Raw genomic sequence first — 12,504 nt, 5'->3', positions numbered from 1 at the left:
GAGGAGTCGGTCGGCCATGGCGCGGGATTCGTTGGTCCGGGGGATGGGCTCGTTCTTCAAGGAGTGCGAGCATCCGCGGTCCCGGTGGCCGAAGTGCCCCCACCCCTACAAGATCCGGTACCGGTCGGCGGCCGGCAAGCAGCTGGAGGAGTCGGGGTTCACGGACCGCGACAAGGCCGTCGGGCGTTTGACAGAGATCTACAACGAGAAGAAGACGGCACCGCAGGCTCGGTCGAAGGCGGAGCGCATCCAGAAGTACGGGTCCATGCGGTTCGACGAGTACGTCGAGGAGTGGAAGGCCGGCCAACGTCATCTGGCTGTCGCGTCGGTTCGGCACCTCGACTCGCTTTTGGAGCACCACCTCTACCCGGCGCTCGCCAGCCGACGGATGAACTCCTTCGATCACAAGGTCGTTGACGGCTTCATCCGTACCATGGAACGCAACGGCGTCGGTCTGGCTACCCAGTCCAACGCCTTCGAGAAGCTGCGCTCGGTCCTCCTGGACGCACATAGGCTCGGGATCTTTCCCGATAACCCGGTGGCCGGCGTCAAGCCGCCGCAGTACGACCCGGCGCGCGCCGTGATCCCGTCCCCCGAACAGCTGCGCGCGCTACGCACCGCAGGCGACGACGCGTTCATGTTGATCGTGCTGATGAGCGGTTGTGGTCTGCGGAACGGCGAAGCGGCGGCCGTGAACCTCAACAACATCGTCGCCGAAGACGTGTACCGGGTCACCGAGCAGGTCATCCTGTCCACCAGGCAGTGCGGCCCGCTCAAGCACCGTAAGGCGGGGGAGTACCGCGATGTTCCCCTTCCCGCTCGGGTCGGGAGACGATCGAGTGGTATGCCGAGACGTACGGAACGGTCGACGGCTACCTTCTGCGTCAGCCGACCGACCCCAGCAAGCCGTATCCGCACTGGGGCATGGACAATCAGGACGAGCGAGACACAGAAGAAACCTCCGATCGAGCGCTTTGTAATGTCTGCAGCCGAAACGCGTCAACTGGTCAGCCTGGGCCGACAATTAGCCCCCTACGGGATACGTTGCTGCTTAGTCCATGCCTCGACTTCCGACATCTTGAATCGAATCTTGGCGTTGATGCCTGAGCCAAATCTGTAAGGGGCAAGCCCTGAGCGTGCGGCATTCCTGTAGATCCAGGAAACGGACACATTCAGATATTCAGCCGCTCCTCGCACGCTCATGAACTGCGCTGTCATAGTCCCTCAAGAGATCGGTAAGACACTCTGTCGCACACTGGCCTTGTCGGTTGGCCGTGTTGACAGTTCCGTGGTCTGGCCGATCGCCGGTTTGGCCAACCGGCGAAGATGGGGCATGTTGCGCGCCGCTGAGCTTTTGAGAGTGGCTGTCAGCCCTACTCGCCCGAGACAGCACCAGCACCACGCTCCCGATTCCGGCCAGCCGTAGCCGACTTCGGCCGCCCACAGCCATCCCGGGCGGACAGAGCCCCCCGTCCACCGGGCCCGCGGCGGCACCCAAAGCCTTCCCCTCTCACTCCGGCACCGCAAGAGACATCGAGGCCCACTGCCATGCCTACGAACGGATCAAGGGCCGTGGCCATTCGCTGAACGCCACGGCATGGCAACGCCTAGTCCGCGCCGCAGGCGGTGAACAACAGGTCGCGGGATACTGCGCCCAGTTGATCGGATCCGCGGACGACACCACCCCGACGCCGACGACGGCGAACAAGGCCAAGAAGACCGGCAAGACGAAGAACGTGAACAAAGCGGGCAACGGCCTGAGGAAGTCGAGCGCCGAGATCAAACCGTCGAAGAAGCCCTCCGACCGGCACTAGGCAGCGCCCGATTCGAGGTGCGACTGGGCGTCACCGACGGGGCCCGGACCTGCCACAGCGCAACGGGGCGCCGGCCTCCACGCACGCTCCGACCCTCACGAGGCACTGGCGGCGGCCCTGTGCGAACTTCTGCCGCTCGACGAGGCACGGCTCGCGGAGTGCTGCGCGGATGTCGCTTTCGCTGGCCGCACCACCGTCTCGCCCGAACTCGCGGCCGTGCAGCGGAGGCGCTGGCTGCGATCCATACGCGAGCACAGTGCTCTGCCTCTACATACTTCATGCAAGCGGATCGGAGTGCGAATCGCCGGCAAAGGGCGTCGAGTCCAGCGAACGGTTGGGCCGTTGTCGGTGGGTCATCGAGCGCACGATCTCCTGGCTGACCGGCTACCGGCGTCTGTCACCCCGCTGCCCAGCGACATCCCCGCAACTACCTGGCCTTCCTCGGCCTCGCCGCGGCATTCTGCTGCTACAAACGCCTCCTCAAACTGACCATGTAGGACACGGTGTGAGTCACGGATCGTGGCCGCGCTGACTCGACTGCCAGTGCTGTCTGCGATGTCGTGAGTTGGCCCGGTGGCAAGGATGCGTACTCAACGTGATCAATCCTGCGTCACGGCTTCAGCGCTGGCTACACAGGATGGCGTATCGCGAGTTCCCCCCCGCATACGTCTGACTTCGGTGTTTATCATCGCCCGTCACTCGTTCGGTAACTCTTGCTGCACTTAAGCCTCTTGTGTGCTCGCGATACGCGCCCGCACGATTGAGTGAACGGCTTCACAAGCGAGCGAGGATGGCACCATTGCAGATCAATCGCGCGGCGGCCACTACGGCGCTGGCCGTATCGCTGGTGGTTGGCTTGGCCGGTTCGGCCATGGCTGACGACACCGGCGTGAGTTATGCGTACAACCGGCAGGCCGCCGTGGACTGGGCGGAACAGCACGCCCAGGACGCTGAGCCCTTCCCGGCGTCCTGCACGTGGTTCGTCACCAACGTCCTGTGGGCGGGTGGCCTGCCGCAGGACGCCGGCTGGAACGCAGCCGGAAGCCACGGACACCTGCAGCCCCGGCCGGGCACTCCCTCCGCCACTGCGGCGCAGCCGCTGCTGGACTACTTGAGTGCTCGGTACCCGTACACCAGGCCGGTTGGGATGGACTTCACGGCGAATGCGGTGCCGCAGGCCGAGCCGGGGGACATCGTCGCCTACGACTGGGAAGGAGACGGGACCATCGATCACCTGGCCCTGGTGGTCGACATCGCCCCCGGTCAGTATCCCGAGGTCGCGGAGTGGGGCACGGACGGCACCACCCCCACCAGGTACGTCAAGCGCGGGTGGACGTACTCCGAGAAGGATCCGGGCTGGTTGCAGAGTAAGCACCCGTACGTGAAGGCGTGGCTGTGGCACGTCGACACGACGTATCTGCCGAGCTTCTGACCTTCTTGTGGGCCCCGTCGCGGAAGCGGCGGGGTCTTCGTCGTGGTGCCTTACGCGGGCGGGAGCGGCCCGGAGCCATTTATCCGATGTGCGAGCGCAGTGCCATCGTGGACGCCGAGAAGCACTACGACGAGGCCGTCGTCGTGCTGGACGACGACCACGTGGGCGTCCTGTCGCGGATCCTGCTCACCTTCGAAGGCCCGTGAGGGTGAACCCGGACATGGGCTGGTTGATTTCGCCTACGTGTGTGTCGGACTCAAGAGATGTGGCCCCGTGCGATGTTATACACGGTCTTCTGGTAAATGAGGGTGGATTGCGCCCGGTTTTTGATGGCTGATCCGGACTGGCAGTGGCAGCGCTCAGGGCCGTCCGTGGCGGTCGCGCATTCCCTGTCCCCCCTGGGCACAAGGCGGGGCTCTGCGTCAGCACTGATCACCAGCCCTGACCAGAGGGTGACACCTTCCGGGGCTGGGTGAGGCACGAGTAAGGCGGGGACGAGATGTGGCCACACCTCAATCGCTTACTCGAGTCGAATACTTGACCGAATCTGTAGGGTCATACGCAAACCGTGATATCAGGCATGGCTCACCTGTTCTCACTCTGATGGGGTGATCTTCCCGTTCACGAGATGGGAGAACACCCACGATGCATAAGAGACGCTTAACCGCCATAGCTCTCGGTATCGGCAGCCTCGCCGCGATGCTCACCGGGACCACTGCGCACGCTGCCCCCAGTGCGGACAGCGACCAGGGGCAGGTCATCTGGCTGCGCTCCAGCAAACCCATCGACCTGCCGCTGGGCATCAAGTACCAAAGCGCCCTGGCTAAGCAACGCTCGTCTGTCTCCGCTCAAAGGCTGCAGACCAGCGAGACACCGCAAGCCCCACAACCGTCCAGCGAGACCCAGGAGCAGAAGATCGCTCAGGATGGCGGCCAGAAGTACGTTGCCGAGTCCGGCAACGCCGCCGCTGAGAAGCGAATCGTCACCGCTGCGGCCCTCACCAAGGAACAGTGCCGAGCGATGCCGGACGCGCACACAACCGCCGGCAAGGTGATCAACCACTTCAGCTTCTGCCGCTGGGGCTACAACACGGCCATCAAGCTCAATGGGCAGGGCGAGGTCGAAGGCATGGTCCGGTTCCGCGAGACGGAAATCGGCACGGGTTCCGACAACATGCGGGACGCGACCATCGAAGACCACACCGACCAGCTCACGTCGTCCGGCGTGTTCAACGACTCGGCGCTGATGAGCTTCGAGGTGACACAGGCGGGCTGGCCGTCGTCCAACTCCTGCAAGGTCACCGACATCTCCTCGAACCCCTTCACCGAGACGGTCGGCGCCTGGCGCGATGAGTACATCGCCTATGGCCTGGTGTCTGCCAAGGGCGCCGGCACAGGCCCCGACGACATAGCCACCTGCGTGTACCAGCACAACTGGAAGGTCACCGGCGACGGGGCAACCACGCCGTGGAGCAGCGGCCCCGAGAACGGGCTGCGTTTCGACTCCTCGAAGTCTCTCGGCAGCAAGTTCTATGACGAGGGAGTGATCTTCGATCGGGTCATACCGGTGTTCTCCTACGACCGCGCCAAGAGCGACACCAAGGGCGTCGCGAACCATGTATACGACGCGCTGTACAGGCCGCAGACCACCTACCCGCAAAAGGCCAACAAGGTGATCCCGGGCGACGTCTGGAACGGCCGACCGCCCCTGCACCGCAACTGGGCCAACTACGACGCTGCCGCAGCCGAAACGGCCCGCAAGAACCGGAACGCAAAGGACGCCGCGTGCCGGGGCCTGAGTCGTCCCAACGACAGCTACCAGTGCGACGAATTCCCCTTCGCCTCGACCATGGAAGGCGCCGGCCTGGGTGACGGGAACTTTTCCGTGCGCTACGTGCCGGGCGCCGAGAACAGCAAGGCGGGAACGGAGCTGTCCGACTGGTACGGCAGTGACCGGATCCTGCACAACAACGCATACGGCATCTTCGTGAAGTAAGGCCTACGCCGGAACGGGGGCGGCCCTCGGGCCGTCCCCGACCTGCCAAATGGGTCAGCGCATGTTCAGGGGAGGCTTCCCACTCGTACGGGTCATGCGCTCTCGCCGGCTCCCGGCTTCGGAGGGAGCCGGCGGTTCTTGCGTTCCGGAGGGAACGAAGACAATCACATACGCCTCGAAACCGCCATGACTACCCCGTTCTGTGCGCTCGATGGCAGCATCGAATCGTTCGCGGGAGTCACTTCGACCTTGTGACCACACCTGCGCGCGATAGGTTCGAGACGGGTCCAAGGCCACAAACGGCTCACCCGGCTCTACTCGCTGACCGAACACCTCAACCGATGCACGGGCAGGCTGAGCCGGGCCGTTCATCGTGTCAAAGGCTGCCATGCGGCCCATGTAGACCGGCTGGTAGTCCACAGAAGCAACCAGTGTCCAGGCCGGCCCCGGTGCCTCGTCCAGTTGGTCGTTGACAGCCAAAACGACCGGCGCAGTATGCTCCTGAACCCGCGACGTCACGACGAGCTGGCCGGGCACGACGATTACCTCTTCGTCGGTCTGGAAATTCGGCTCGCTCTTCCTGCGCTCGAAGCCTCGCTCCCAATGCTCGCCTACTGAGAAGTGGCTGTACTCGATACTGACGGCACCAACCCCGCTGATCTCTCGCATGCCTTGAAGCCTTTCAGGAATGGAGCAGCCACGCAGCATCTGTGTCGGCCAGAGTGAAGCTGCGGGAAGCGAGCCGGGGGGCGGGGGAGGCGAGGTGAGGCGAGCTGGTCGATGCGCTCGCCGAGCGCCGGGGCCCCGGTCGGTCCATGCGAACCGGATGCGGGCGCCGCCGTCCCGCCGGTGGACGACGATCCACAGAAACGTCTCGGGCCGTGTATGTCGGGGATGTCGTCAACGATAGCCATTTCGACGGGCGTCGGGTCGGCGGCGGTGACGGGTCGCGCGGGCGCCTGTATGGTCATGCGGTCCTGCCGCTGGTCGGGGAGGTCTATTCGGCGCGTTCGCGGCCGCGCTGCTCCCGGGGGCCGACCAGGTCAGTCCCCGCTCGAACGCGGCCAGGATCGGCGCCAGGAGGCGGGCTTCCCGCTGCGCCCTCGCGCGAAACTGTCACGCGGGCGAGGACCTGAGCGCTGGTCGGCTGCTCTCACGTGTGCGTCCCGACCGATGTGATGTAGCCCCGGCCGTGCGTGGCCTCGGGATGCCGCACCAGCGGCAGGCGGACGGCACCGGCGGCCGGCCGTCGGGGGAAGCGGATCGGGCCCGCCGCAGGCCGGTCCTGCGGTCGAGGGTCACATGACGAGAGCCAGGGCGCAGGTGACGAGTCCTCCCTCGGGTGCGTCGACGACGTAGGCCCGGGCATCGCCGTGAGTCTGGAGGCGTTCGGCCAGTTGGTCTCGGCAAACGGCTAGCCAGTCCGGAGCGAGGGGTTGGGAGAGGAACAGCTCGGATCGCAGGCGGGTGATGCCTTCGGCATCGGCGGGCGTGGCACGGCGTGGAGTGGTCACGGGATCGGTCCTGTTGATTCAGCGAGGGGTGAGGCGGCAGGGGGTTCACCGGGCGGGTCCTGCCCAGTCAAGGCTGGGATCACGCGGAGGCGGTCGTGTCCGGGTCGGTGATGGGCGAGAAGCGGGCGGGGGCGTGGTCGATCGGGAGGTCCGGGCGCCAGGCTGCGAGGATCTGCGCACTGCATTCGAACAGGTCCGGCGGCAGGGCATCCACCGGCCACCAGCGCCAGTCTCCGACACTCTCGCCAGGCTGGTCGGCCGGCTCGCCTTGCCAGTGGGTGACGAGCGCGCCGAAGGTGATGCGGACGACGTCGCCAACCTGGTCGAGGAACATCCCGAGAAGACGGACGTCGGCCGGGTCGGCGCACAGACCGGTCTCCTCGGCGAGTTCGCGCACGACTGCCTCTTGCAGTGACTCGCCCGGCTCCACGGTCCCGCCGGGCAGCTCCCGTGTGCCCAGCCGGTGTCGGCCAAGGAGGAGGCCCTGGGGTCCGAGCAGCACTGCCCCGACGCCGACGGCCGCATGGGCGACGGGTGGCTTCGCGGTGCGGGGACGGGCGGTGATCCGGGCCGGCCGGTGGACCTGGAACAGTCGGTAGGAGGCGTGGTTGTTCTTCTCCGGCGCGTCGAGGACGGTGATGCCCCGCACGCGGAACCCATAGTGGACGAGCAGGTCTTCCCACAACTCGGGTGTGAGCACCCACATGTGCACGGTGAGATCGTCGCCGCCGGCCAGCCGCAGGATCTCCGGGCGTGGGGTGACGGTCGAGGCGGGGCCATCCCCGGCGGAGTTGGTGTGCAGCACGGTGAAGTACAGCCGTCCGCCCGGTTTGACGGCGGTCGACAGGGCGGGCAGGAGCCTGTGCGGGTCGAGGAAGTGGAAGGTGCTGAGGGAGTAGATCACGTCGTACGGGGCTGTCGTGCCCAGGTACTCGACAGCGTCGGCGTGCACCAGCCGCAGGTCCGGTACATCGAGGTAGCGGGCACGCGCTCTCTCGATCTGGCTGAGGGAAGCATCGACACCGTCCACCTGCGCTCCGTAGGTGCGGGCCAGGTGGGCGGCGTGCCGGCCAGGGCCGCAGCCGATGTCCAGGACCCGCAGGCCCTCGATGTCCCCGAGGATGGCGTCCCCCGGCCCGATTGCTGCAGGGCCCCAGATGATCCGGTCCACTTCCGGCAGGGGAGTGGAGCGCTCCAGGTGGTGCTTTCCATAGGTGTCCCAGGCGAGGCGGGTCTGATGCTCGATGTCCAACACGTCGACCTCCGTACTGAGTTCAGGGGTGGAGTGCATAGCAGCGCAGCACGTCGATATCGACGGTGCGTACGACCGACCAGCCCGCGGTGAGGATTTCGGCCTCGGCGGGTGTGATCCCGAGGTGCCTGTACGGATCGTCCTCCTTGCGGCGGCCGGCGACTTCAGTGACGACCCAGAAGGTCCCGTCGGGCGCCAGGACCTGTCGGACGCGGTCGAGGAAGGCCGCCTTGTCGTCGATCCACCGGTAGACCAGGCGGCAGGTGACGACCGCATACGTGGCATCCGGCAGGGCGCTGAGGTCGTCGGAGACGAAGTCCGTCAGGTGCCAGGCCGGCCCGTTGCTCTGCTGAGTGTTACGGGCCGCGGCGATGGCGCTGGGCGCGAAGTCGATGCCGATGGTGCGGTAACCGGGCTGGTGAAGGCGGCGGGCGTGAGAACCCTCGCCGGTGCCGATGTCGAGTGCCGGGCGTCCGTGGCCCGGTCCGACATGGTCGGCCAGCAGCGCTGCCTCGGTGCTGGTGACCTCGCGATACCGGCGTCCGCCGGCCCAGAGCGGCTCCCAGTAGTCGGCGGTGGCCGGCGCGGTCGCCACTCGGCCGCTTTGCGAACGAGCAAGACAGCAGGGATCTTGGTCCTGGGCATTGGCAAGGGCTGCAGGCGCTGCTTCGCAGGGAACGATGGGCCAGTCGATCTTGATTCGAGTGTGCTTCTTATGGAACACGTGCAGGCCGTCGGTGTCAGCGCTTGTCGGTCTGGTGGCCTTCTCGGGTTGGACCGTGATGTGCGGGCAGGGTGCGGCGCGGTGGTTGCGCTGCCACTGCCGGACGCTCTCGGCCATCTCTGTGGCCGCCAAGTGACCGGCTGGTCCGTAGCCGTGGATGACGAACTCGTATACACCTTTGTCGTTTTCGCCGTCTCCGATCCGCTCGTGTGCCAGACGGGCGAGTGACGTCCCACGCACCGTGGCCGCGCCGGGCCAGTGCGGCGGTGGAGGGTTGATGAGGCCGGTGTGGTGGTCCGGGTCGACGGACAGGCGGCAGAAGCCCGGGAGCGCGCCGGCCAGATACAGGGTGAGGGAGTCGAAGGGCACCTCACCCTCGACGGTGACGTTCGTGCGGACCGTGGTGGGCGCCTTGTCGAAGGCCGGGGCGAGCTGGTCGACGGGTAGTGGGGTTCCGTCCTCGAAGGCAAGGCGGATGCCGTGGCCTGGGATGGTGCGCAGGTTCGGGTCCCATGCGCCGGCGCCTTGCATGGGCACGAAGCCGCACACGGTGAGCGGCTCCTCACTGATGAGCGCACCGTCGTGTTTCGTGAACCCGATGGACCACACGTACTGGTGGAGGCGCAGCGGGGCGACGAGGCGTCCGCCTTCCGCAACCATGGTGATCCACGGCAGATCCCAGGTGTCGACCGTGACGATCACCGCATCGAATCCGCCCTCGGGGATGGTCTCGGGGGGTAGATGCTCGGCGTCCGCGGTCAGGACACGGACACGGTCGTATCCGGTGGCGCGGAGCAAGCGGATGGCGCGGTCGGTGACGTCAGGGGCGATGTCGACGGTGGTGACCTGGCCGGTCCGGCCGACCAGTTCAGCGATCAAGGCGGCGTTGTAACCGCCTGAGCCGACCTCCAGGACATGGTGGCCAGACCGGAGGCGGGCCGATTCCAGCATGACGGCCTGGAGCCACGGGGCGCTGACGGAGCTGCTGACGCGGCCGTCGGGCGTGTGGCATGTGGGGATGATGTCATCGGCGTACGCGGTCTTAACGGGCACTTCCGGTGCGAAAGCATGGCGGGGAACCCTGCGCAGGGCGGCCTCGACACTGGCAGTGCGGACGTGGCCGGCCGCGAGGAGCTGATCGACGAGCCGGTGCCGCAGTGCACTGGGATCGTGTTCCTGCGCGGTAGTGGGGGGAGTTGTCACCCTGGTGGCCTTTGAGCGGGTCATGCGGGATCTGCGATGGTGGGGGAGCCGGGGCGGGGGATGGTGCCTGCGGGGGCGTACTGGGCGGCTTGCGCGTCGAACATCGAGGCGTAGCGGCCTTGGGCGGCCATGAGTTCGTCATGGGTGCCGTGTTCGACGAGCCGTCCGTGGTGCAGCACGTAGATGCGGTCGGCGTGGCGGACGCCGGACATGCGGTGGGTGACCAGGACGACGGCCCGGTTCGGGGCGGCCAGTCGGCGGATGCGGTCGAAGGCGGCGATCTCCGCTTCCGGGTCGAGGGCGGAGGTGGGCTCGTCCACGATGAGCACGCCGTCGGCATCGGACGTGGCGCTGCGCCAGTGGGTCCGGGCGAGGCCGATCTTCTGCCACTCGCCGCCCGACAGTTCGCTCGCGCCGCGGAACATCCGGGCCAGCAGGGTGCGCAGCCCGTCGGGAAGCTTTGTGATGACCGGTCCGGCACCCGCGTAGTCCACGGACGGCTGCAGGTCCTCGGGGCCGGCTTCCCGGGCGGGCCGGCCGATCCGGATGTTCAGCGCCGCTGTCACGGGCCAGCGTTGGAAGTCCTGGGTGAGCAGCGCGACGCGGTCGAAGACCTCGGAGCGGTCCAGGGAGGTGATGTCGGCCTCGCCCCACAACACCGTCCCGGTCTGCGGCAGCAACAGGCCCGACAACACCTTCATCAGAGTGCTCTTGCCGGAGCCGTTCTCGCCGACCACGGCGGTGACCGAGCCCATGGGCAGCGTGAGGGAGACCTCGTCCAGGGCAGGGGCTTCCCGGTCCGGGTAGCGGTAGCTCACTTTTTCCAAGACGACCTTCCTCACCCGTGCCGGGACGGGGTCGCCCCCGCTGGGAATGGTGCGTCGTGCCGCCTCGTCCAGGAACCGGGAGTGGTCGCGGACGTAGAGGGACTCCTCGTGCAGCTGGTTCACGTTCATCACCAGCGCGCCCAGGCTCGCCGAACCGGACCGGACGGCGATGACGGCGGTCCCGGCCACGGCCAGACTCATGTGCCCGCTCATGATCAGCCAGAACATGGCAGCGTACGTCGCCGCCATGGCGAGGCCGGACAGCGCGGCGGCCACCCACTCGGTGACGGCTTTGCCGGTGGCCAGCCGCTCCTGCTCGGCCTCGGCGCTCTCGGCCATGCGCTCGTAGCGGCTGAGCAGGAACGGGCCGACGCCGTGGATGCGCACCTCCTGCGCGGCGGTCCGCTCGGTGAGCAGGTTGCCGATGAGACGGCTGGCCCGCACGTGCTCGACCCAGCTCATCACCGACACGTACCGTTCCTGCGCCACCCGCATCGCGCCCCAGCCGCGCGGCGCCGCGATCAGGATCAGCATCGGCAGCAGGACCGGGTGGAGGATGGTGAGCACACCGGCCGTGGAGATCAGGGAGATGGTCCCGTTCAGGGCGGCCACGCAGGCGCTGATCATGCGGCGGGCGGATGCGGCGCCGTACTGGGCGACGTCGATCAGCCGCCGGAAGTCCGGGTCCTCGATGGCCTCCAGCTCCACGGACGCGGCGGCGGCCAGGTACTGGGTCGTGGCGATCCGCTCCACCAGCGGCTCCAGCCGGCCCGCTCGCGAGGTGGACCACCCGGCCAGGCCGGAGTTGAACACGGCTGCTCCGGCGGCGGCGAGCAGTCCGGGCAGGACTGCGTGCAGCCGCTGCCCGGGAGTGCCGGAGCCGAGCAGCGCGTGCATGATGGCGTTGACCGCGAGCAACCCGACGGCCGCTGCGGCCCCCTGCCCGATCTCGCTGATGGCGACCGTGAGCAGAGCGCGGCGGTCCGCCTGCCACGCCAGCCGCAAGGTCGTGCCGACCAGCCTGGGCATGGAGCGCAGAGCCGACATCATGGTCAGGTCGAGCCGGGCACGCTCGTGTTCCGACCAGCCCAAGTCGTAGCGCAGAGGACCGCCGAAGAGCTCCTGCTCGGCGTCGGAGACCTCCGGCTCGGCCATCCGCACGCGTCCGAAGAACCTCTTCACAGCGTGCCTCCCCGACCGGACCAGCTCAACGACCGGAGAGCCGACGTGGGTAGCCACCGCGGCACGGTGGCCCTGATCATCCGAACAGGGGCCTTGTTGCTGGACTCGTCGCGGTATGAGTACTCCGCACTCCGTGCGGCGTTAGGGGGAGTCGCATGTGCTGGTGTCCTGGCCGAAGTCAACGTGGTCCCCCTTGACGGTTGTGCGGCTGGTTCGTGTGGTTCAACGAGCCGGTCGGAATTTCGAACACATGTGTTTCGGTCGTGTTGGTAACCCCGGGATTGAGCGCGCGTCGGAGCTTGCGGGTTGCATCGACCCTTGCGGCCCCTGGGTCAGGGGCCGGAGCAGCGGTGGCCAAAACGCCGAGCGTGCCGCTGTTCCGGCGCCCGGGGATGAAGCGTGATCTAGTGGAAGCGGCGAGTAGAGAACGGCTCGTCGGCGCGGGTGAGATGCGTGCCGTCCGCCTCCTCCACGAGGAGCAGGCCGGCCGCGTGGTCCCAGGTCGCCTCCCAGGAGAAGGCGACGGCGTCCATCTCGCCCCGGACGATGGCGAGATACTCC

General features: G+C 67.2%; 9 protein-coding genes and 2 pseudogenes. 5 read left to right on the top strand and 6 right to left on the bottom strand.

Annotated features, from left to right (window positions below):
* Positions 1-16 precede the first annotated feature (16 nt).
* A complete protein-coding gene (locus OG956_RS03595; RefSeq protein WP_330336452.1) occupies positions 17-1,120 on the top strand; it encodes a site-specific integrase in 1,104 nt (367 codons plus the stop codon).
* On the opposite strand, the gene OG956_RS40175 is transcribed toward OG956_RS03595, so the two are convergent.
* Positions 1,033-1,218: a helix-turn-helix domain-containing protein gene (locus OG956_RS40175; protein ID WP_443065526.1), complete on the bottom strand. Its 186-nt coding sequence runs from the start codon at positions 1,216-1,218 to the stop codon at positions 1,033-1,035. The genes OG956_RS03595 and OG956_RS40175 overlap by 88 nt on opposite strands.
* A gap of 440 nt (positions 1,219-1,658) precedes the next feature.
* Between OG956_RS40175 and OG956_RS03590 the strand changes: the two genes are divergently transcribed.
* From OG956_RS03590 to OG956_RS03575, 4 genes and pseudogenes are all read left to right on the top strand, one after another.
* The gene (locus OG956_RS03590) at positions 1,659-1,814 is read left to right on the top strand and encodes a hypothetical protein (RefSeq protein ID WP_330336451.1); all 156 of its coding nucleotides are present in this window, start codon (positions 1,659-1,661) and stop codon (positions 1,812-1,814) included.
* 313 nt (positions 1,815-2,127) lie between these two features.
* A pseudogene (locus OG956_RS03585) lies at positions 2,128-2,311 on the top strand (transposase); the annotation flags it as partial.
* Positions 2,312-2,685: 374 nt separating this feature from the next.
* The gene (locus OG956_RS03580; protein WP_330336450.1) at positions 2,686-3,246 is read left to right on the top strand and encodes an amidase domain-containing protein; all 561 of its coding nucleotides are present in this window, start codon (positions 2,686-2,688) and stop codon (positions 3,244-3,246) included.
* Between the two features lie 699 nt (positions 3,247-3,945).
* Entirely contained in the window at positions 3,946-5,241 is a 1,296-nt protein-coding gene (locus tag OG956_RS03575; RefSeq protein ID WP_330336449.1) for a NucA/NucB deoxyribonuclease domain-containing protein, read from the top strand.
* 54 nt (positions 5,242-5,295) lie between these two features.
* Here OG956_RS03575 and OG956_RS03570 read toward each other — a convergent pair whose 3' ends face one another.
* The 5 genes and pseudogenes from OG956_RS03570 to OG956_RS03550 form a co-directional block, all read right to left on the bottom strand.
* On the bottom strand, positions 5,296-5,910 hold the full coding sequence (locus OG956_RS03570) for a hypothetical protein (protein ID WP_330336448.1): 615 nt from the start codon (positions 5,908-5,910) through the stop codon (positions 5,296-5,298).
* A 924-nt stretch (positions 5,911-6,834) separates the two neighbouring features.
* Positions 6,835-8,010: a bifunctional class I SAM-dependent methyltransferase/NUDIX hydrolase gene (locus tag OG956_RS03565; protein WP_330336447.1), complete on the bottom strand. Its 1,176-nt coding sequence runs from the start codon at positions 8,008-8,010 to the stop codon at positions 6,835-6,837.
* A 19-nt stretch (positions 8,011-8,029) separates the two neighbouring features.
* On the bottom strand, positions 8,030-9,958 hold the full coding sequence (gene fxlM / locus OG956_RS03560) for a methyltransferase, FxLD system (protein WP_330336446.1): 1,929 nt from the start codon (positions 9,956-9,958) through the stop codon (positions 8,030-8,032).
* Positions 9,955-11,916: an ABC transporter ATP-binding protein gene (locus tag OG956_RS03555; RefSeq protein WP_330342728.1), complete on the bottom strand. Its 1,962-nt coding sequence runs from the start codon at positions 11,914-11,916 to the stop codon at positions 9,955-9,957. The genes fxlM and OG956_RS03555 overlap by 4 nt, the downstream gene beginning before the upstream one ends.
* A 452-nt stretch (positions 11,917-12,368) precedes the next feature.
* Positions 12,369-12,503, bottom strand: a pseudogene (locus OG956_RS03550) (inositol monophosphatase family protein); the annotation flags it as partial.
* Position 12,504: the final 1 nt, after the last annotated feature.

Source organism: Streptomyces sp. NBC_00557, assembly GCF_036345995.1.
In the GTDB taxonomy this organism is placed as follows: Bacteria; Actinomycetota; Actinomycetes; order Streptomycetales; family Streptomycetaceae; genus Streptomyces.
The sequence above is the reverse complement of the archived record's forward strand: the minus strand, read 5'-3'. Positions and strand labels throughout refer to the sequence as shown.